The sequence below is a fragment of the Streptomyces chilikensis genome, from assembly GCF_001642695.1.
Taxonomy (GTDB): Bacteria; Actinomycetota; Actinomycetes; order Streptomycetales; family Streptomycetaceae; genus Streptomyces; species Streptomyces chilikensis.
This window is the reverse complement of sequence record NZ_LWCC02000122.1, coordinates 14,902-34,108: the sequence shown is the minus strand read 5'-3', so window position 1 is coordinate 34,108 and position 19,207 is coordinate 14,902. Positions and strand designations below refer to the sequence as shown.

At 72.9% G+C, this 19,207-nt stretch carries 18 protein-coding genes; 5 read left to right on the top strand and 13 right to left on the bottom strand.

The genetic code is table 11. The features are described 5' to 3' along the window. Nucleotides 1-161: 161 nt before the first annotated feature. From mhpA to A2U95_RS26040, 7 genes are read right to left on the bottom strand one after another with little or no spacing between them, the layout of a single operon-like run. A complete protein-coding gene (gene mhpA, locus A2U95_RS26070) occupies nt 162-1,775 on the bottom strand; it encodes a bifunctional 3-(3-hydroxy-phenyl)propionate/3-hydroxycinnamic acid hydroxylase MhpA (RefSeq protein WP_166027413.1) in 1,614 nt (537 codons plus the stop codon). Continuing rightward, a complete protein-coding gene (locus tag A2U95_RS26065; RefSeq protein ID WP_166027411.1) occupies nt 1,772-2,542 on the bottom strand; it encodes an HpcH/HpaI aldolase family protein in 771 nt (256 codons plus the stop codon). The genes mhpA and A2U95_RS26065 overlap by 4 nt, the downstream gene beginning before the upstream one ends. Next, nucleotides 2,539-3,003 (bottom strand): nuclear transport factor 2 family protein, encoded by a 465-nt coding sequence (locus A2U95_RS26060; RefSeq protein WP_166027409.1) that lies wholly within the window; start codon nt 3,001-3,003, stop codon nt 2,539-2,541. Before A2U95_RS26060 ends, A2U95_RS26065 begins: the two co-directional genes overlap by 4 nt. Then, a complete protein-coding gene (locus tag A2U95_RS26055) occupies nt 3,000-3,839 on the bottom strand; it encodes a 2-keto-4-pentenoate hydratase (RefSeq protein ID WP_240958128.1) in 840 nt (279 codons plus the stop codon). The genes A2U95_RS26060 and A2U95_RS26055 overlap by 4 nt, the downstream gene beginning before the upstream one ends. Then, entirely contained in the window at nt 3,832-4,734 is a 903-nt protein-coding gene (locus A2U95_RS26050) for an alpha/beta fold hydrolase (RefSeq protein ID WP_166027407.1), read from the bottom strand. The genes A2U95_RS26055 and A2U95_RS26050 overlap by 8 nt, the downstream gene beginning before the upstream one ends. Then, complete coding sequence (locus A2U95_RS26045; RefSeq protein ID WP_166027405.1) at nt 4,731-5,666, bottom strand: 3-carboxyethylcatechol 2,3-dioxygenase; 936 nt, start codon at nt 5,664-5,666, stop codon at nt 4,731-4,733. The genes A2U95_RS26050 and A2U95_RS26045 overlap by 4 nt, the downstream gene beginning before the upstream one ends. A gap of 35 nt (nt 5,667-5,701) precedes the next feature. Then, nucleotides 5,702-7,057: an MFS transporter gene (locus A2U95_RS26040; RefSeq protein ID WP_166027403.1), complete on the bottom strand. Its 1,356-nt coding sequence runs from the start codon at nt 7,055-7,057 to the stop codon at nt 5,702-5,704. A gap of 210 nt (nt 7,058-7,267) precedes the next feature. On the opposite strand from A2U95_RS26040, the gene A2U95_RS26035 reads away from it, so the two are divergent. Then, on the top strand, nt 7,268-7,906 hold the full coding sequence (locus tag A2U95_RS26035; protein ID WP_166027401.1) for a TetR family transcriptional regulator: 639 nt from the start codon (nt 7,268-7,270) through the stop codon (nt 7,904-7,906). A gap of 243 nt (nt 7,907-8,149) precedes the next feature. Here A2U95_RS26035 and A2U95_RS26030 read toward each other — a convergent pair whose 3' ends face one another. Next, entirely contained in the window at nt 8,150-8,563 is a 414-nt protein-coding gene (locus A2U95_RS26030) for a DUF2267 domain-containing protein (protein ID WP_166027399.1), read from the bottom strand. A gap of 186 nt (nt 8,564-8,749) precedes the next feature. Here A2U95_RS26030 and A2U95_RS26025 point away from each other — a divergent pair, with 186 nt between their 5' ends. The 3 genes from A2U95_RS26025 (at nt 8,750) to A2U95_RS26015 (ending at nt 11,679) form a co-directional block, all read left to right on the top strand. Continuing rightward, a complete protein-coding gene (locus tag A2U95_RS26025; protein WP_166027397.1) occupies nt 8,750-9,070 on the top strand; it encodes a DUF2795 domain-containing protein in 321 nt (106 codons plus the stop codon). A gap of 33 nt (nt 9,071-9,103) precedes the next feature. Next, nucleotides 9,104-9,607, top strand: coding sequence for a hypothetical protein (locus tag A2U95_RS26020; RefSeq protein ID WP_166027395.1), 504 nt, complete (start codon nt 9,104-9,106; stop codon nt 9,605-9,607). 227 nt (nt 9,608-9,834) lie between these two features. After that, nucleotides 9,835-11,679: a thiamine pyrophosphate-requiring protein gene (locus tag A2U95_RS26015; RefSeq protein WP_166027393.1), complete on the top strand. Its 1,845-nt coding sequence runs from the start codon at nt 9,835-9,837 to the stop codon at nt 11,677-11,679. A gap of 169 nt (nt 11,680-11,848) precedes the next feature. On the opposite strand, the gene A2U95_RS26010 is transcribed toward A2U95_RS26015, so the two are convergent. From A2U95_RS26010 to A2U95_RS26000, 3 genes are all read right to left on the bottom strand, one after another. Further along, nucleotides 11,849-12,532, bottom strand: a complete 684-nt coding sequence (locus A2U95_RS26010; RefSeq protein WP_166027391.1) for a GPR1/FUN34/YaaH family transporter — start codon at nt 12,530-12,532, stop codon at nt 11,849-11,851. Nucleotides 12,533-12,693: 161 nt separating this feature from the next. Then, on the bottom strand, nt 12,694-13,161 hold the full coding sequence (locus A2U95_RS26005) for a hypothetical protein (RefSeq protein ID WP_166027389.1): 468 nt from the start codon (nt 13,159-13,161) through the stop codon (nt 12,694-12,696). 3 nt (nt 13,162-13,164) lie between these two features. After that, nucleotides 13,165-15,723 (bottom strand): molybdopterin oxidoreductase family protein, encoded by a 2,559-nt coding sequence (locus A2U95_RS26000; RefSeq protein WP_166027387.1) that lies wholly within the window; start codon nt 15,721-15,723, stop codon nt 13,165-13,167. A gap of 265 nt (nt 15,724-15,988) precedes the next feature. Between A2U95_RS26000 and A2U95_RS25995 the strand changes: the two genes are divergently transcribed. After that, nucleotides 15,989-16,321, top strand: a complete 333-nt coding sequence (locus tag A2U95_RS25995; protein WP_166027385.1) for a plasmid stabilization protein — start codon at nt 15,989-15,991, stop codon at nt 16,319-16,321. A gap of 188 nt (nt 16,322-16,509) precedes the next feature. Here A2U95_RS25995 and A2U95_RS25990 read toward each other — a convergent pair whose 3' ends face one another. Next, nucleotides 16,510-17,835: a zinc-dependent alcohol dehydrogenase gene (locus A2U95_RS25990; protein WP_166027383.1), complete on the bottom strand. Its 1,326-nt coding sequence runs from the start codon at nt 17,833-17,835 to the stop codon at nt 16,510-16,512. A 548-nt stretch (nt 17,836-18,383) separates the two neighbouring features. Then, a complete protein-coding gene (locus tag A2U95_RS25985) occupies nt 18,384-19,148 on the bottom strand; it encodes an RNA ligase family protein (RefSeq protein WP_166027381.1) in 765 nt (254 codons plus the stop codon). Nucleotides 19,149-19,207 lie beyond the last annotated feature (59 nt).

Genomic DNA, 19,207 nt, shown 5'->3' with positions numbered 1-19,207 from the left:
ACCCTGTCGCCGCCTGCCGTCCGTGCCCCGCACCGCCAAACGCCCATTCTAGAACCCGGCCACCGGCGAGGACGGTGCCGAAGCGGTCCCGGCACCCGCCATCGCTTCGGTCCCGGACATGACGGAGCGCCGTCCCGCGAGGGCCGGCGCTCCGTACTCCCTCACACGGCGCAGGCGGCCTCCAGGACCCGGGCCACGACGTCGTCGAGCTCCTGGGCCAGGCACTCGGCGGCGATCACGTGGTCCGGGCGGACGACGACCGCGCCCACCGGCCGCGCGTCGAACCATGCCTGCAGGCCCGCCTCGCCGCCGAGGTCGCCGACGACGGTGACGCCGGGCGTGGCCTGCTTGCGCGCCCACGGCAGCTGCGCCCTCGGCACCACCTGCACGAGGCGGGCGCCCAACCGGTCCAGCGCGGCGCGCCGAGGCGCCGACAGGAACGCCGCCGGGTCGTTGTTCCAGGTGAGGATCCGCCAGCCCTGGCCGGTCGCGTCGTCGAGCAGCATCTCGGCGCCGTCGGCGTCGGTGGCCGCCGGCTGGGGGAAGATGGACCCCGCCAGCCGGGGCACGTCGCGGACGGGCAGCGACTTGGACACCGGCAGCGGAGTGTGCACCACCACGCCCCGGTCGAACTTCGGCTGGGGCTTGAACGCCTGCCGCTTCTGGGCCTCCCGTTCCTCGGGGGTGCGGGAGGCGGCGATCCGGTCGCGTTCGGCGGCCTTCTGCGGATCGTGGTCGGTCATCTCCTTCGCCATCCGGAGGGAGACGGCGACCATCTGCGTGACGTGGCCCAGCCGTTCGGTCTCGTAGGTGTCCAGCAGACCGTCGGTCGAGAGGCCCTTGACGACGGCGGCCAGCTTCCAGCCGAGGTTGAAGGCGTCGCGGATCCCCGAGTTCCAGCCCTGCCCGCCGACGACCGGCATGACATGGGCGGCGTCACCGGCGAGGAAGATCCGTCCGTGGCGGAAGCGCCCCGCGACGCGGGCGTGGTGCCGGTAGACGCGGCGGCGGATGATGTCCAGTGCGGACGGGTCCGGCACGTGCGGCGCCAACAGGCCGAAGACGAACGCGTCGTCCTCGACGTCGGCCTCGCCCTCGTGCTCGAAGAGCGTGAACTCCCAGCGCCGGATGCCGTGCGGCAACGCGATGGAGGCGTAGCTGCGGGCCGGGTCCCCGCCGAAGACGGCGTGGGGCGTACCGATCGGGTCGTTGGCGACGTCGATCACGATGCCGTCGGTCGGCCGGGTCTCGCCCTCGAAGGAGATGCCCAGGCGCTTGCGGGTGGGGGACGCCCCGCCCTCGGCGGCGACGGCGTACCGCGCGCGCACCGTGTCACCGTCCGCGAGGGTGGCGACCACCGCGTCGGCGTCCTCGGCCAGGTCCACGACCTCGGCGCCGAAGCGTACGGCGGCGTTGGGGAAGCGGTCGAGGCCGGCGAGCAGCACCCGGTCGACCAGCGGCTGCACGAAGCCGTTGCGGCGCGGCCAGCCGAACTCGCGCGTCGTCGGGTTCACTTCGGAGAGGATCGTCCCGTCGCCGTTGATCATGTAGATCTTCTGGTCGGGGATGGTGTGCGGGAGCACCTCGTCGACCAGGCCGGCGGTCTGCATCGCGCGGAGCGCCTCGTCGTCGATGCCCACGGCCCGCGGGTAGTCGATGAGTTCGTGCTCCCGTTCGACGACGAGGACGTCGACGCCCTGCCGGCCGAGCAGGTTGGCCAGGGTCAGGCCGACGGGACCCGCCCCGACGACGAGGACGTCGCAGGCCTTGTTCATGAGGTGCTCCGTGCGGATCGTGCCGAGTCCAGCCCGGCGATGGTGTCGCCGAACGCGCGGTTCAGCAGGACGAGATCGATGCCGAGGCCCGTGTAGTCGACGAGGCCGGCGGCGAACAGGCCGGCCGCGTACTCCGGCCGGCCGCAGTAGATGCCGAGGGTGACGCCGTGCGCGCTCGTCACCTCCCGGAGGTACGCGATCGCCTCGCGCACGGGGCCGTCGTCCCAGTCGCCGCGCCCGGGCAGGCCGTAGGAGACGGCCAGGTCTGCGGGCCCGATGTAGACCGAGTCCAGGCCGGGGGTCGAGACGATCTCCTCGGCGCGGTCGACTCCGGTCCTCGTCTCGATCTGGGCGATGGCGGACACCGCCCGGTCGCCCGCCTCGGTGTACGAGTCGCCCGGGTACAGCGCGGGCCGCGAGGGTCCCAGGCTGCGGCTGCCGGTGGGCGGGTACTTGGCCGCGGCGACCAGGGCCTCGGCCTGGGACCGGGACTCGACGGTGGGTGCGACGATCCCGCGGGCCCCGCTGTCGAGGAGCCGCAGGATCGGGGCGGGATCCGGTGAGCCCACCCGCGCGTACGCGTACGCGTTCTCCCGCGGGATCGAGCGCAGGATCCCGCAGGCCGCCTCCAGCCCCAGTTCGCCGTGCTGGAGGTCGAGGATCACGCCGTCGTAACCGGCGGCGGCCGCCCACTCCGGGATCGAGAACGCGGGGACCGTCTGGTGGAAGAGGACGGGGTTCCCGTCACCGAGAGCCGCCCGCTTCACTGTGCCGGCCCTTCTCGCCCGGCCAGGCGCGCGGCGTGGGCCGCGGCCGCCCGGCCGCCGAAGACGGGCACGATCTCCCGGCGGGCGAACAGCCACCGGCCGTCGACCCTGCGGTAGCGCTCGCGGAACTCGCCGACCGACGCGGGCTGCGTCTGCGGCTCGTTCGTGTCGCGGAAGGTGAGGTACTGCACCGTTCCCTCGACCTCCTCGCCGTCCCGCACCAGGCGGATCCCGCCGATGAAGTGGCGGCCGACGACGTCCGTCCGCCGGGCCCGCGCGGCGCCCCAGGCCTTCATGGCCTCGCGGTCCATGTCGCCCATCGGGCCGACCGAGACGCCGTCCTCGGTGTACAGCTCCCAGGTGGTGTCCGCCTGGTTGTGGTCCAGGCGGTAGAGCATCTCCGCGATGAGCTGCTCGATCTCGACGCGGGTGATCGCGTCGACGGGACGGTGGTCACTCATGTTCGGCCTTTCGCATCCGCGGTCGCGACGACGCGACCCAGTCCGGTGATGGTGGCGACGCACTCGACGTCGGCGGGCCACGGCTCGATGTAGCCGATGGACCCGGACAGCAGCACCTCGCCGGCACGCAGCGGTTCGCCCGTGCGGATCGCGGTCCCGGCCAGCCAGACGACCGCGTTGACCGGGTCGCCCAGCACGTTGCTGCCGACGCCGCGGGTGATCTCGGTACCGCCGCCCGTGATGACCATCTCCGCCTTCGTCAGGTCCACCTCGCCGTACGCGTGGCGCTCCTCGCCGAGGACGACGCCGCTGCAGCCGGCGTTGTCCGCGATGGTGTCGACGATCTGCCCGACCGAACCGCCGTAGCGGAAGTCGACGACCTCGAACGCGGGGGTCACGTGGTCGATCGCGGCCTCGACGCTCTCGCGGGAGGGGTCCAGGATGTCGCTCTTCAGGACGAACGCGACCTCGGCCTCGATGAGCAGCCGGTTGTACGCGGACATCGGGAGGTGCGTTCCCGAGGGGTGCACCATGTCGTCGTGGATGACGCCGTAGTCGGGTTCGTCGATGCCCACGCGCTGCTGCACGAGGGCGTTGGTCAGCCCGACCTTGCGGCCCACCCGCTTCACCCCCAGCTCGCGCTCGCGGAGGGCGGCGAACTCGGCGGAGATCGCGTAGGCCGCGTCGAGGTCCCGCTCGGGGAGCCGGGGGCTCACGTACGGCACCGTGTACACGCCGCGCTTCGCCTCGAACAACTCGCGCGCGATCTGGGTGATGGTCTCCGGGGCGACGCCCACTCCGGTCCTTTCGTCGGGCAGGGTTCTCGCGTCAGGCATGGTTCCTCCGCCCGGCGTGCTTCTTCAGGAAGGCGACCGCCGCGGCGTTGAACTCGGCGGCGCCCTCCCACTGCGGCCAGTGCGCGGCGCCGCGGATCAGCAGGTACTCGCCGTCCGGGATCAGCCGGCACAGGCGTTCACCCTCGGCCTCGTCACCGGTCGGCTCGTTGTCGGTCCACACCATCAGCGCCGGTACCGGGACCGCCGCGAAGTCGTCGTCCGTCACGCGGTTGCGCCAGCGCCGCTCCGGTTCCCGCAGGGCGGACACGTTCGCCATGCTGAACCCGTCACGGGCGTAGATCGCCTGGCGGACGCGGACGAGCTCGTCGGTGATGTTCCGCGGGTCGTGGATCACGACCTGCAAGCGCTTCTTCACGTTCTCGAACGTCGGCTCGCTCGCCGCCCGGACGCTCACCGACTGCGTCCTGTCCAGCTGCGGCTCCCCCACCACCCGCCCGCCCGGCGCGGACAGGATCACCGTGTGCAGACGGTCGGGGTGCTTCGGTGCGAACTTCAGCGCGAGCCAGCCGCCGAGCGACTCGCCCGCGAGGTGCACGCGCTCGAGCTCCAGTGCGTCGAGCAGCGCGAGCAGGTGCTCCTCGTAGTCGCGGATCTCCAGCGGATGGCCGGCCGGCGATGTGTACCCGTGGCCCGGGTAGTCGTAGCCGACCACCCGGAAACCGGCCTCCACGAACGCGCGGACGTTCTGCGTCCACGCCTCGATGTGGCCGCTGGTGCCGCTGGCGAGCACGACCGTCTGCGCGTCGGGGGCCGTTCCGGCGAGGTCGAGGACCCGGGTGCGGTAGCCGCCCGCGTCCACGTACCGCAGCGTGTGCCCCAGGTCCGCGATCTCCTCCCAGAGGGTCGCGAAGTGCGTCCCCGCGGACCGGCTCATGCGGTCACCGCCGCCTGGATCGCGAAGCCGGCGCCCCACTTCTCGACCGCCCAGTAGCGGTCGACCGCGAAGCGGTAGGGGCCCGCGGTGGACAGCGCCGCGTAGGCGGCGATCCAGCTGCGCATCTCGTGCGCGGCCGATCCGCCCTCCGCCATGAACCAGCCGTTCTCCCAGTCGTCGACCGGGGCGAGGTCGCCGGAGCGGAACACGTCGAGCACGAGCGTGTCCCACTCCTCGTTCAGGGGGTCGCTCGGCGCCGTGCCGTCGGCGATCGCCTGGATGCCCTTGACGATCAGCTGCTCACGCTCCTGCCGCTCCCCGGCCGAGGGCGCGTACGAGACCAGGCGCTCGCGCACGGTGCCGGGGGCGCCGTCCCAGCGCGGGATCGGCGGGTTGTGGGAGATGCCGCCCGAGGCGAGGAACAGCACCCTCGCGTCCATCGCCCGGGCGGCCCGGCCGAACGCCTCACCCATCAGGCGCACCCGCCGCATGGGCGGGAGCGGCAGGCCGATCGCGTTCACGAACACCGGCACGATCGGCTGCGTGAAGCCCTTCCCGAACACGAAGTCGAGCGGCTGGACCACGCCGTGGTCGACCTTCATCCGCTCGCTGCGGCCGATGTCGACGCCTTCGGCCAGCACTGCGGCGTGGAAGGCCCGGGCGGCGTCGCCGTCGACGGGGAGCGGCCCCGCGGTGGTGCCGTAGTCACCGATGCCCTCGGCGACCGCACCGATCACCCACGGTGTGATCAGCGAGTAGAGCTGGCCGTTGAAGTGATCGGGCCCGAACACCACGACCAGGTCGGGGGCGTACTCGGCGACGAACCCCCTGACCTCGTCGATGGCGGTGTTGATCTCGGCGAACGTCTCCCCGCCCGGGTCGACGTTGCCGAAGGACGGCGCGTGGGAGAGCGCTGCGACGGCCAGCGGCATCGCGTGGTTCCTTTCTCGAAGGTGGTGGACGGCCGCTACGCGGACGTACCGGTGAGCACGGGCTGAGCACTCGGCGCGTCGGAGCGGCGCTGGCTCAGGTGCAGGATCAGGACGCAGAGGCCGGCGACGAGCATGGGCAACGCGAAGACGGTGAAGGCGGTCCCCATCTCCATGCCCGCGTCGAAGGCCGCGCCGCCGGCGACCGGCGCCACGATGCCGCCGAAGCGGCCGACGCCGATGACGACACCGAAGCCGGTCGAACGGGCCAGCGTCGGGTACAGGGTCGGGACGATCGCGTAGAAGGCGGCGGTGCCCGAGCAGACGAAGAACGAGGCGAGGAACAGGGTCCACCAGGCGGTCGGCATCCCCGGGCCGGCGATGCCGAACAGCGCCAGGGCAGCGGTGGCCAGGATCAGGAAGACCGGGGCGAGGAGGCGGACGCCGAGCTTGTTGCCGAGGAACCCGAAGAGCACGTTGCCGAGGATGCCGCCGATGCTGAAGGCGGAGACGAGCTGCGGGGCGAGCGCCGGGTTCTGGTTGGCCGACGCGACGGCGCTCGGCGCCCAGTTCGTCATGAAGTAGAAGCTGAGCATGTACGCGACGTATCCGACGATCATCAGCAGCGTGTAGAAGCCGGTCCGGCCGGTGAAGACGGTGCGCAGCGAGCCCTTCGCCCTGACGCCCGTCGAGTCGGACTCCGGGAGCGCTTCGAGCGCGGGGCGGCGCATCTTCGCCAGGAGCGCGTTGAGCCGCTGCAGGGAGTCCGGGCGACGGCCCTCGGAGAGCCAGGCGAGCGACTCGGGGAGGAGGGCGTACGTGGCGACCGCGGCGACCGCGCTCAGGGCGAACCCGATCCACCAGCCGAACTGCCAGCCGCGCGCGTCGAGCATCGGGCCCACGATCATGGAGCCGAGCAGCCCGCCGATGTTGATCGCGGCGGCGTAGACGGCCATCACCAGCGCGTACACGCGCTTGCCCGTGTACTCGGCGAGGATGACGCCCACCACGGCCACCAGGGAGCCGACGCCGACACCGGTGACGATGCGGCTCACGACGAGGGGCCACGTCCCCGTCTCCGGCGTCGCGAAGGGGCCGATGAACATGCCCACCGCGATCGTCACGGTGGAGATGACGCCCATCCTGCGCCTGCCGATGCGGTCGGCGAGCGGCGCGACGACGATCGAGCCCACGAGCATGCCGATCAGGGCGCCGGACATCACGAGTCCGAGCTCGGCCTTGGAGACCCCGAAGCCCTCCTCGATGTACGGGGCGGCGAACGACGTGAGCGAGACGTCGTAGCCGTCGAGCACGACCAGGGCGATCGCGATGACGACGGCGCGGATCTGCAGACCGCTCATCTTCTCTTGAGGGATGTGGTCGGTGATCCTCATGGAGGTCTCCCTGTCTCGGGACAGAGCGGACCCGCGCCATCGCAGTGGCCCGCCGGAATGAGGTGGACCGCGCACCGGGTCGCGTTCCGTAGACGAAACCTAGAAGCAACGTTCTAGAATCGGCATTACGATGACCAGCGTCCATCGGCGGTGTCAAGGGTTGGCGCGAATTTGGTAGAACTGCAGTCCGAAGAACGGTGAGGGGGGCCGATGGCCACGAGGCGGAAGACCCATCAGGGGTCCGAGGTGTCGAAGCAGGCGATACTCGAGGCCGTGCTCTCGCGTGCGGTCGAGGCCGGGTACGAGGGGACGACCATGGCCGATGTCGCACGCGCGTCCGGCCTGCCGATCGGATCCGTGTACTGGCACTTCCAGAACAAGGAGCAGCTCTTCGTCGCGCTGCTCGACCACTGCTTCGAGGTCTGGCGGCGGACCCACGCGTCCGCCGCGGACATGCGCGAGCTGCTGCGGCGGAGCATCGCCGATTCGGCGGCGGCGTCCGGAAGCCTCGCCGACCCGGCCGCCGCGTTCTGGAGCATCGGCCTCGTCTTCGCGTTCGAACGGCGGTTGGAGGACAACCTCGCCCGGCAGCGGTACCTCGCCATCCGCGAGGAGATGTTCGAGTTCATCGCGTCCCGGCTGCGCGCCTCGTACGCGGGGGTGACGGAGGACGTCGCGGCGGAGCTGGCGCACGACATCGCCGTCATGGGGCGGGCCCTGACCGACGGCTTCCGGGTGGCCGCGGCCGCCGGCGACGACACCGACTTCACCCGGTACGCCGAGCTGGCTGCCGACGCGCTCGAATCCCTGGTCTCCGCCCGCCTGCGGGAGCACGCGGAGAGGGCCTGAGGGGCCGGGCCGGCCGGGCGTGGCGGGAGCCGCGCACGGCTCGCGGCGCCGTACGGGGGTGAGGGCCGCGCCCGGTGGCGAACGGGTCGCGCGCCTCGCCGGACCCGACCGGCCCGGCACAGCGGTCGCAGGTCGTCGGCGGGTCCGCGGCATCCGGCGGGGAGGGCCTTCGTGACACCGGGTCGCCGCCTTGGAGGTCCTCCGGCGGCCCCGGCCGGTGCCGCCGGAGGCGGGGCCGCCGGGTCAGGCCCTCCTGCCGGTGCTGCCGGAGAGGAGGAAGTCGCCCAGTTCCCTGTCCACGGAGTGACGGATCTTCTCCATCACCCCGCCCTGGGTCGCCTCGCCGACGACTTCCATCACGCAGCGCGCCTCGTCCGCGGCCCTGGCCGGATCCTCATGGGCGCGCCGGGCGACCCGGTCGAGGAACTCCGGGTACCTCAGCCGTACGCCGGTGGCCGGCTGGTCCGGGGCGGCCGCGACCCGACGCAGGTGCTCGCCGATCTCCCGGGGCAGCTGGCCGGCGACGTCGTTCGCCACCGTCGCGGGAACGCGTTCGGCGAGCGTCTCCAGCGTGGCGCGGGTGGCGCCCTCGGCGGCACCCCGGCTGTCCAGGCGCGCCCTCGCCTGTACCTGTCCGATGAAGGTCGCGTGGTCCATGGGGCTTCGTCTCCCTTCCTGCTCGTTCCGGTCCGTCCTGCTCGTTCCGGTCCGTGTACGGGGTCCGGGTGTCCGGTACGGGGCGGCCGATTCGGCCGGGGGCCGACGGATGTGCGGGGCGGGTGTGAGTACCGGGGCGCGCGTGGTTACCCGGGGAGCGACACACGATCTCGGCAGGAGGCAGTGATGGCCCACGCGACGAGCGCGCGGGAAGTGGTGGACGCCATCAAGGACGTCGACTTCCCCGCCGACAAGAACCAGCTGATCGACGCGGCCCGCACGTCCGGGGCTTCGGAGGGCGTCGTGGCGGCGCTCCGCGGCATTCCGCCGGAGGAGTACACCAACCGGGACGACGTGGCCCGGTCGGTCCGCACCGACCCCGCCTCCGACCTGGGCGTCAACGCGTCCCAGCGCGCCCAGCAGGCCCGGGCGGGCGGCAGGCCGGGTCAGTCCCAGCACCTTCGGGAGGTCCCGAAGACACCCATCCAGGAAGAACTGGACCGCTGACCGGCCACGGTCGGCGGAGGAAGGAGCGGTGCCGTGGTACGCAAGCACATGGAGGGCGACGAGGCCCAGAAGCGGGAGGCGGCCCGCGAGGCGCACCGGGCCGGTGACGCGCCCAGCGAGCACTCGGTGACCACCGGTGCCTCCAAGCAGCGCGCGCACACCACCGGCCGGAACTCCATCTCGCACGAGGAGCGGATGGCCGGCGTGCACCGGGGCAAGCAGGGGTCCCGCTCCGGCGGCCGGGGCGGCTCCGCCCCCTCGGACCGGGGACAGGAGAGGACGTTCGCCGGACGCGACCGGTCCGAGTACACCGACCGCCACGAGCGGGTGTTCCGCGCGGTCACCGAGGCCCAGGAGACGCACGGCGGCGAGGCCGCCCACCTGGACGACATCGCCCGCAGGGCGCACCTCCCCCAGGACGAGACCCGTGGCCTGCTGCACGACCTGTCCCGACGGCAGGGCCTGGTGTCGCAGCTGGGCGGCGGTTCGGACCGGCCCGACCAGGGCCCGCGGTACGAGGTGAAACCCGGCATGTGACGGGCCCGCCCCGTACGACCCGCCCCGTACGGCCCGCCGCGTACGGGGCGGCCGTCGTCGTCGGTCTCGGACAGCATGGCGTCCATGCGTTCCGGGCCGACGCCTGGGCCGGGGGAACGTTTCCCGTGCACCGGCACGGTTACCCATGAGGGGCCGTACCCCCGCGTTGCCGTGCACGGTCCGGGACGCCGGAGGGACGGCCCCTCACCACCGGGAACGGAGCGCGCATGGCCAGTACGAAGGTGTCCGACCACGTCCTGCGGCGGCTGCGCGACTGGGGCGTCGAGCACGTCTTCGCCTACGCCGGCGACGGCATCAACGGCCTGCTGGCGGCCTGGGGGCGCGCGGACAACGAACCGAAGTTCGTGCAGGCCCGGCACGAGGAGATGGCCGCCTTCCAGGCTGTCGGGTACGCCAAGTTCTCCGGCAGGGTCGGGGTGTGCGCGGCCACCTCCGGTCCGGGCGCGATCCACCTGCTGAACGGGCTGTACGACGCCAAGCTCGACCACGTCCCGGTCGTGGCACTGGTCGGACAGACCGACCGCAGCGCCATGGGCGGCTCCTACCAGCAGGAGGTGGACCTGGCGAGCCTGTTCAAGGACGTCGCCTCGGACTTCTGCCAGACGGCGACGGTGCCCGAGCAGCTGCCGAACCTGATCGACCGGGCCGTCCGCACGGCGTACGCCAGGCGGACCGTCACCGCGGTCATCCTCCCCGCCGACGTGCAGGAGCTGGACTACAGCCCGCCCACCCACGCCTTCAAGATGGTGCCGTCCAGCCTGGGGACGGGCCGGTACGCACCGGTCCCGTGCGACGAGGACCTGCGGCGGGCCGCCGAGGTGCTGAACGCCGGCGAGAAGGTCGCCGTCCTGATCGGGCAGGGCGCCCGCGGAGCGCGCGCGGAGGTAGAAAGCCTCGCGGACGTGCTCGGCGCCGGGGTGGCCAAGGCCCTGCTCGGCAAGGACGTCCTGCCCGACGACCTGCCCTACGTGACCGGCTCCGTCGGGCTGCTCGGCACCCGCCCCTCCTACGAGCTGATGCGGGACTGCGACACCCTGCTGATGATCGGTTCCAGCTTCCCGTACACGCAGTTCCTGCCGGAGCTGGACCAGGCTCGGGCGGTGCAGATCGACATCGACCCGCACATGATCGGCCTGCGCTACCCGAACGAGGTCAACCTCGTCGGCGACGCCCGCGAGACGCTCCGGCGGCTGCTGCCGCGGCTGCGCCGCAAGGAGGACCGGACCTGGCGGGAGCGGGTCGAGGACAACGTCGCCCGCTGGTGGGAGGTCATGCAGCGCCGCGCAGCCGTGGACGCCGATCCCGTCAACCCGGAGTACGTCGTCCACGCCCTGGACGGCAGGTTGCCCCACGACGCCATCGTCACCGCCGACTCCGGCTCGGCCGCCAACTGGTACGCCCGGCACCTGCGGCTGCGCGCGGACATGCGCGGCTCCCTGTCCGGCACCCTGGCCACCATGGGGCCTGGCGTGCCGTACGCCATCGGGGCGAAGTTCGCGCACCCCGGCCGGCCGGCCATCGCGCTGGTCGGCGACGGCGCGATGCAGATGAACGGCATGATGGAGATGGTGACCGCCGCGAAGTACCACCGGGAGTGGTCCGACCCGCGGCTGGTCGTGGCCGTGCTCAACAACCGCGACCTCAACCAGGTCACCTGGGAGATGCGGGCCATGACCGGCGCCCCGCAGTTCGAGGAGTCCCAGCACCTCCCGGACCTGCCCTACGCCGACATCGCGCGGTCCTTCGGTCTCGGCGGCGTCCGGGTGGAGAAGCCCGAGCACGTCGAGGCGGCCTGGGACGAGGCCCTCGCCGCCGACCGGCCCTTCGTCATCGATTTCCGCACCGACCCGGCCGTCCCGCCGATCCCGCCGCACGCCTCGCTGGACCAGATCGAGGCCGCGGCCACCGCGGTCCTCAAGGGGGACAGCGACCGCGGCTCCGTGCTGAGGCAGGGCATCAAGGCCAAGGTGCAGGAGGTGCTGCCCGGCGGCCGGCACCGCGGCGACCGGCCCGGCGCCGGACCGCACGACGGCGCCGGGGAGGACGAGTGACGCCGTCCGGCACCGTCGGCCCAGGTGGTCCACGCCGGACCCGTCGCCGGACCGTCGCGGACCACTTCGCCGTCCCCCCGCACCGCGTCCCACCAGGCTCCCGGGCGCTGGACGCCTTCCCCGCCCGTGAAGCCGCCGCCCTCGCCCTCGTCGAGGCCACCGCGGCCGGTCACAGTTGGCGGCGGACCCCCGCCTCACCGGTCACCTGCCCTGTCCGGGACTGCCGGTCCCCCGTCAGCGCCTCGGCGCCCTTTCCGCGCCGCCACGTCGGCAGCACGGTGCGCTGACGCTGGTCCTCGAGGACCAGGGCGAAAGCGGCGTAGAGGGCGACAGCGGTGAGGACCAGTCCGATGACGCCCGCGACGTGCTTCCATGCCTCCGCCGCGGACAGCTCATGGACGCCGGTGGCCGCGAATCGCAGCGAGGCCACGACGAGGACGAGGGAGGCGACGAGCTTCGCCGTGCCGGCGGCGGCGATCGGAGCCCACAGCGCCAGGGCGGCGAGCAGCAGCAACAGCCCCGCGGCCTTGCTCGTGCTCCCGGGCGGAGAGCTGAGCATGATGAGGCCCAGGGACAGCCAGGTTCCGGACAGCACGGCCATGCCGGTCGCCGCGACGTCGTCCCGGCACAGGAAACCGAGTACGGAGGCCGCGGACTGCAAGGGGAGGACGAAGGCCAGCAGGACGATCGCCACGGCCTTGCCCTGGGCCGGCGGCAGCCACTCCAGCTGCGACGCGGCGACGACGAACGTGCCGCCGGCCAGTCCCAGGAAGCCCATGGGAAGGGGACTGGCCAGTGGGCGCAGGTGCACCACGACCGGCGGCACCTGATCCGGTGACCGGCTGTCTGCCATTCAGCTCTCCTTCGGGAGATGTCCGGGTAGTGCCGCCCAGCGGTACCGCTGGGCGGGACGGGAGTCCTCGCGTCCGGGACGATGCGGGGCGTGGGCCGCCGGGCGCCGGCTGTTCGCCGTTCGCGGCACTCCGGATCCCGCGCAGGCTTCCGGCGGCCGGGTCAGGTGGCGGCCGCCGAGGCGATCAGTGCCTGGGGGGCGGCCTGCTTGATGCGGGTGTTCAGCCACTTCAGCTGGCGCTGGGTGTCGGACGTGCACTTCTCCACGACGTCCAGCAGTTCGCGGTCCCGCGTCCCCTGCGCCGCCTGGCCCAGGACGGTCCAGGTGATGTCGACGAAGGAGGCCAGGACGTAGAGGTCCTGCAGGTCGCGCAGGAGGCCGACGCCGCCGGAGCGGGTGCGGGACAGTCCTTCGGCGTGCAGCCGTTCGGGCTCGTCCTCGCGCTGTTCGCCGTAGCGCTCGGCGACGGGTGCGAGCCGGTCGACGTGCCCGTCGCTCGCCGCAGCGAGAGTGTGGCAGAGGGAGTGCACGTCCGGTTCACCGGCGTGGCCCTCGGCGACCTGGCGGAAGGAGGCGGCCAGCGTCCTGGACGCCGTGTGCTGCAGGCCGATGTAGGTGGCGAGATGCACGGGTCAGCCCTTCGTGCCGGTGGTGGACGTGGTCGTGCCTCCGGAGCCGGGCTGCTCCGGAGAGGCTTCCGGCGGCCGCGGGGGCCGTGGCGGTTCGGTGGCGTCCGGGTGCTCGCGCACCTCGGCGCCGGGGCCGCCGACGGTGGCCGGGACGCCGTCCGGGTCGGCCGGTGCGGACGCGGTCGTGGTGGGGGCGGGCGAGGGACCGGTGGCTTCCGCGATCTTCATGACCCTGACGGCCCCGATCTTGAACAGCGGCTGCTTGGAGACGGGGTCCCATTCTGTGATCGTGAGTTCGTTCGCCGCGCTCGGGCTGCCGCCGGGGGCGGCCCCGTCCGTTCCCGGCTGGTCCCAGTAGCCGTAGTGGAACGGTGTGAACACCACTCCGTCCCGGCCGCGACCGATCCGCGCCGGGCCCTGCATGGCTCCCCGGGGTGACTCCAGCCGCACCAGGTCGCCCTCGCGCACGCCGAGCCGTGCCGCGTCGCCGGCGGACAGCTCCACCCACACCCCGGGCGCGGCGCGGCGCAGTTGACGGGAGCGTCCGGTCTTGGTGCGGGTGTGGAAGTGGTAGGCGGTGCGGCCGGTGGTGAGGACGAACGGGTACTCCTCCCCCGGGCTCTCCGGCGGTGGCACGTAGGGGGCGGCCTTGAGGAACGCGCGGCCGTCGGGGTTCTTGGCCCGGTACTCCTGCTCGCTGAGCACCCCGCCGGTGAGCAGGTCGTGGCCGTAGGTCTCGCAGACGTCCGGGTGGGTGGGGAAGTTCGCGTCCGCGTACAGGCGGTCGGTGCCCTCGGGGGCATCGTCGTTCACGGGCCAGGGGACGCCGCTGCCGCCGCGCAGCCTGTCGTACGTCAGACCGGTGTAGTCCACCAGGCGGCCACGGGTGCACTCCTTCCACGCCTCGAACACCTCTTCCGGGCCGGACCACTTGATCAACGGGGCGCCGTCCTTGTCGCGGAAGTCCATGCGGCGGGCGTAGTCCAGCCAGATGTCCAGGTCGCTGCGCGCCTCGCCGGGCGGCTCGACCGCCTTCTCGGACAGGTGCACGGTGCGGTTGACGTTGGTGAACGTGCCCTGCTTCTCGCCCCAGAGGGCGGCCGGCAGGACCACGTCGGCGTAGCGGGCGGTCTCGGTCAGGAAGCCGTCCTGCACGACGGTAAAGAGGGAGTCCTGCTGGAGGATCCTGCGGATCCGGGGCAGCTCGGGCAGGGAGACCGCGGGGTTGGTGCCGGAGATCCACAGCAGGCCGATCGACCCCTGTTCGCAGTAGCGCCAGATCTGCATGGCGTGGGTCGGCGGCGCCCAGTGCGGGATGGTCATGGGGTCGACGTTCCACAGCTCCGCCAGTTGCCGGACGTGCTCGGGGTTCTCCCAGTTCCGGAATCCCGGCAGGTCCCCGTCCGCGCCGCACTCGCGGGTGTTCTGGGCGGTGGGCTGGCCGTTCATCTGCAGGATCCCGCATCCGGGTCGTCCCAGCATCCCGCGCAGCAGGTGCAGGTTGTTCACCGCGCAGGAGGCGGCGGTCGCCTGGTGGGACTGGAAGAAGCCCTGCAGGACCGTGGACAGCACCCGCTCGGAGGTTCCGAAGATCCGCGCCGCGCGGCGGATGTCGTCGGCCGGGACCCGGCAGATGCCGGCCGCGTGCTCAGGGGTGTAGGGCTCGACGGTGGCCTTCAGCTCGTCGAAGCCCAGGGTGTTCGCCTCGATGTACCGCTCGTCCACCCAGCCGTTGTGGACGACCTCATGGATCAGCGCGTTCATCAGCGCCTGGTTGGTGCCCGGCAGCGGTGCCAGGTGCACCCCGCCGGTGGCCCGCGCGGCTTCGGCGACCTTGGTCGTCCGGGGGTCGACGGCCACGATCTTCGGCGGGTTGGGGCCGTGGATCCGGTCCAGGACACGCGCCCACAGCACGGTCTGGGTCTCGGCCATGTTGTGCCCGAACAGGAACACGGCGTCGGTGGCCTCGATGTCGCTGTAGCTGCCCGGCTGCCCGTCCGAGCCGAAGCTCTCCTTCAGCGCAGCGGCCGCGGTCGCCGTGCACAGCCGGGTGTTGCCGTCCATGTGCGGCGTCCCCAGCCCGGCCTTCCCGATCACGCCCAGGGTGTAGTACTCCTCCAGGAAGAGCTGCCCGGAGGTGTAGAAGCCGTGGCTGAGCGCTCCGGCGTCGGTCGCCAGCAACCGCCGCGAGCGTTCGACGATGCGGTCCATCGCCGTGTCCCAGTCGCTCTCGACCAGCTCGCCGCTCCCGTCGCGGACCAGCGGCCGGGTGAGCCGGTCGGTGCGGCTCCACTGCCACGATCCGTACAGCCCCTTGGGTCCCAGCCGGCCGTGGTTGACGGTGTCGGTCGCACGGCCCCGGACGCCCACCATGCGGCCGTCCTTCACCGCGATGTCGCAGCCGCATCCGTTGCTGCACAGCACGCACGCCGACTGCACCCACCGGTCCACGTCCTCCTCGGACACCGAGGAGTCGAGGTGGGTGTCGACGCGCACCGGCCAGGGGGTGTCCCTCGCGTGCGGGGTACGGGTGCCCCAGATGTCCGCGATCCGGTCCTTCACGGGCGCCCTCTTCCAATCGGCGGGTTTCCACGGCGGCCCACAGGTACCCGTCCGCCGGTCACGGCAACCCGCGGGGAGGGAGGGACCACCGGTCCGACGGAAGCACGGTCATGCCTCCGGCTCACCGCCCGTGCCGGGCCGGGGGCCCGCGCGGTCGCCCTCGGCGGCCGTTTCAGCCGGTCGCGGAAGGAAACCCTTTCCGCACCCGTCAGGCCGGCGGGCTTCCCGCACGAATCAGCACGCCGACACCCGAAGGAGACCGATCATGCCCGCAGGTTCCAGCTCCAAGAGGGAGCGCCAGTACGAGCACATCAAGGACAGCGCCGAGGAACGCGGCGCGTCCGAGGGGCGGGCCAAGGAGATGGCCGCGCGTACGGTGAACAAGCAGCGTGCCCGGTCCGGCGAGGCCAGGTCGTCGAGCAGCAGCTCGACGAAGGGCAAGTCACCGTCGCAGCGCGGCGGGGAGAGGTCGGGCAGGTCCGGCAGCGGAGGTTCGGGCCCCACCCGGGAGCAGCTCTACGAGGAGGCGAAGAAGAAGGGCATCGACGGCCGGTCCTCGATGAACAAGGACCAGCTCGCCAAGGCCCTCGGCCGCTGACCGCCCCCTCCCTCTGCGCGGGACACGCACGTCTCGCGCGGCCGGGGTTCCGGGCGCCGCCGACGGCCCGCCGTCCGGCACGGCATGGTCGTGCCGGACGGCGGGCCGTGGGCCGGCCGGGGCCGGAGCGCCGGCCGTCGGCTGCGCGGTGAACGGTTCCGGCGGCAGCGGCGGGGCCGGGTCGGCGGTCACGGCCGACCGCCCCCGCTCCCCCGGCCCGTCGCCACCGGCCCTCGCGTGCCCGCGGTGGTGGCGGCTCCGGTCCCGGCCGCCTCGCCGAGGCCGGATGCGACCGAGCCGTCGCCGGCCACGCCGAGCACCACCTTCGTCCAGCCCGCCTCGCGCCGGTCGAAGGTGCGGTAGGCGTCGATCGCGTCCTCGGTCCCGACCCAGCGGGTGATCAGCGGGGTCGGGTCGAGCCGGCCCGCGGCCACCATCGACACCAGCTCGGGCAGGTAGCGGCGGTGGTGGCAGTTGCCCATCCTGAGGGTGAGGTTCTTCATGAACGCCTCGCCGAACGGGTAGTGCCCCACCTGCGGCGGATACACCCCCACCGTGCCGATCGTGCCCGCCTTCGCCGTCATCCGCACCGCCCAGCGTGCCGCCAGTGACGGCGCGTCCCCGGGCACCCACGTCCTCCCGTCCGGGTTCCGTTCGGGGGCCGCCTCGTCCCGTTCGTGGTCGAACTGCTCATCCAGGTCCCGGAGCGCGTCGGCCGCCGGCCCGTGGGAGGGGCGCTGGGCGTCCACGCCCACGGCGTCGATCACCCGGTCCGCGCCGATCCCGCCGGTCAGCTCCAGGACGGCTTCGACCGGGTCCTCGGCGTTGAAGTCGACCGTCTCGGCGTGCTGGTCGCGCGCCAGCCCCAGCCGGTCGGCCACACCGTCGACGACGATGATCCGTCCGGCTCCCCGCAGCCGGGCGCAGGCGACGGCAGCCTGCCCGACCGGTCCGGCCCCCACGATCGCCACCGTGTCGCCGTCACCGATCTCGGCCAGCCGCGCTCCGAACCAGGCCGTGGGATAGATGTCGGAGAGCAGGACGGCCTGCGCGTCGTCGACGGTGTCCGGCAGCGGGACCAGCCCGACGTGGGCGTAGGGGATCCGGGCGTACTCCGCCTGCAGCCCGTCCAGGCCGCCGGCGGCCTGTGGGCCGCCGAAGAAGACCGTGCCCGCCCGCGGACCGCCCGGATTGGCGTTGTCGCACTGCGCGTGGTAGCCGGCCCGGCAGTAGGCGCACGTCCCGCAGGCCACCGTGGACGGCACCACCACCCGGTCACCGCGCCTGAGGTTGCGCACGCCGGAGCCCGTCTCCTCCACGACGCCGACGGCCTCGTGACCGAGGATCCGGCCCTCCCGCATGCCGGGCATGGTGCCGCGGACGAAGTGCAGGTCCGTCCCGCAGATCGCGGAGGTCGTGATCCGTACGATCGCGTCGTGGGGATCCTTGATCTTCGGCTCCGGCACGTCGTCCAGGCGGATGTCACCCAGCCCGTGCCACACGACAGCCTTCATGCGGTCCCTCCGTCCGTGCGTGCCGGCGCCCCGCCGCCGACCCCGCGGTGCGGCCTCGACGGCGGCGCCGTCCGTTCCGCCTCACTTCCCTGCCGGGGTTTCCCCCCGGTCGGCCCCGAAACCGGAGCCCCACGCCGCTGTCCGCGGGGCGGCGGCCGATGCGGTCGCTGATCCGTCCGGACGTGAGGGCGCTGAGGACGGCGCCGAGCAGGAGCGGGCAGACGGCGAAACCCTGCTGACCGGCGCCGGCCGGGCAGGGGGCCGGCTCGGTCACGGGTTCCGGCGTCGTGGTCGCGGGCGGCCCTCAGCCATGCCGGGCGACGCCTCGGAGCAGGTCGGACGCAGGCGTCCGCGCCGGGTCCGGACGGAAGGCGTTTCCGGGGAAGTCGTCGGCGCTCACCCTCTGAGGGGTGCCACGGCGGTGGAGCATGGACACGAGAAACGTCCGTTCGGCCCACGAAGGCCGCGCCGCCCCCAGCCGCCGGGCGACGGAGTGCCGGACCGGGCGCGGGTCCGCCGGCGCCGCGGCGGGCTCCGCACCCGGCGGTTCAGCGGCGTGCGCGGCGCTTCGCGGTCCGGGCGTAGTCCTGGAAGCGGGCCTTGGCGATGACGGACCGGTCGGGGGTGCGCAGCACGATGCCTTCCGGGGTGCCGCCGGCGCCGTCGTCCAGGGCGACCCGGGTGGCGGGCAGGCGCTCGGCGAGGAGGGCCGCCATGCCGTCGACGGTTGCGGGGAGCCGGCCGCCGGGGATCGTCGCGAGGCGTGGGACGAGGGGGATGCCGTCGGTGGCGGCGATCCGCTGGAGGGCGGCCTCGTCGCCGAAGTCCTGGCCGCCGTCGTCACGCCAGGACGCTATCTGTCCGGGACTCCGGTCGAGGACGTCGGGCCGGACGAACGCGACGTCGAAGAGCCGGTGGCCGACGCCGTTCCCGCCGGTGTACTGCTTGGCCGCGCCGCCGATCCTGCGGCCGTACACCTCGAGGAAGAACACGGCGATGCGGCCGTCCGCGTCGCGGGGCCCGAGCCGGTCGGCGAGCGGCCTCAGCTCGTCGACGATGCCGAGGGCGGGGTTGTGGACGCGGTCGCCCTTCGCGTGGAGGAGTTCCTCGCGCGAGCCGATGAGGTAGTCGCCGTCGGGGAGCAGGACGATCCGCCCGTTGGTGCCGTCGACCTTCTCGGTGAGGAGGACGTCGCCCGTGAAGGGGGTGTGCTCCTCGAGGAGGCTGCCGTTCCCGGGGTCGAGGCGGTGGTAGGTGGGGATGCTCGGGTACTTCGTCGCGCTGTTGAGGGCGGCGAGGCCGGGTGCGGTCACGGCGGGTGGCTCCAGGTCGGGTCGCGGGACGGACGTCCGTCGGCGGGCGCGCGGGCAGG

What these genes read in the sequence shown, in the direction of transcription:
- A2U95_RS26060 (WP_166027409.1), bottom strand. Translation starts at nt 3,003, where the DNA reads ATGAGTGACCACCGTCCCGTCGACGCGATCACCCGCGTCGAGATCGAG.
- A2U95_RS26035 (WP_166027401.1), top strand. Translation starts at nt 7,268, where the DNA reads ATGGCCACGAGGCGGAAGACCCATCAGGGGTCCGAGGTGTCGAAGCAG.
- A2U95_RS25990 (WP_166027383.1), bottom strand. Translation starts at nt 17,835, where the DNA reads ATGAAGGCTGTCGTGTGGCACGGGCTGGGTGACATCCGCCTGGACGAC.
- A2U95_RS26030 (WP_166027399.1), bottom strand. Translation starts at nt 8,563, where the DNA reads ATGGACCACGCGACCTTCATCGGACAGGTACAGGCGAGGGCGCGCCTG.
- A2U95_RS26010 (WP_166027391.1), bottom strand. Translation starts at nt 12,532, where the DNA reads ATGGCAGACAGCCGGTCACCGGATCAGGTGCCGCCGGTCGTGGTGCAC.
- mhpA (WP_166027413.1), bottom strand. Translation starts at nt 1,775, where the DNA reads ATGAACAAGGCCTGCGACGTCCTCGTCGTCGGGGCGGGTCCCGTCGGC.
- A2U95_RS26040 (WP_166027403.1), bottom strand. Translation starts at nt 7,057, where the DNA reads ATGAGGATCACCGACCACATCCCTCAAGAGAAGATGAGCGGTCTGCAG.
- A2U95_RS26015 (WP_166027393.1), top strand. Translation starts at nt 9,835, where the DNA reads ATGGCCAGTACGAAGGTGTCCGACCACGTCCTGCGGCGGCTGCGCGAC.
- A2U95_RS26045 (WP_166027405.1), bottom strand. Translation starts at nt 5,666, where the DNA reads ATGCCGCTGGCCGTCGCAGCGCTCTCCCACGCGCCGTCCTTCGGCAAC.
- A2U95_RS25995 (WP_166027385.1), top strand. Translation starts at nt 15,989, where the DNA reads ATGCCCGCAGGTTCCAGCTCCAAGAGGGAGCGCCAGTACGAGCACATC.
- A2U95_RS26050 (WP_166027407.1), bottom strand. Translation starts at nt 4,734, where the DNA reads ATGAGCCGGTCCGCGGGGACGCACTTCGCGACCCTCTGGGAGGAGATC.
- A2U95_RS26055 (WP_240958128.1), bottom strand. Translation starts at nt 3,839, where the DNA reads ATGCCTGACGCGAGAACCCTGCCCGACGAAAGGACCGGAGTGGGCGTC.
- A2U95_RS26025 (WP_166027397.1), top strand. Translation starts at nt 8,750, where the DNA reads ATGGCCCACGCGACGAGCGCGCGGGAAGTGGTGGACGCCATCAAGGAC.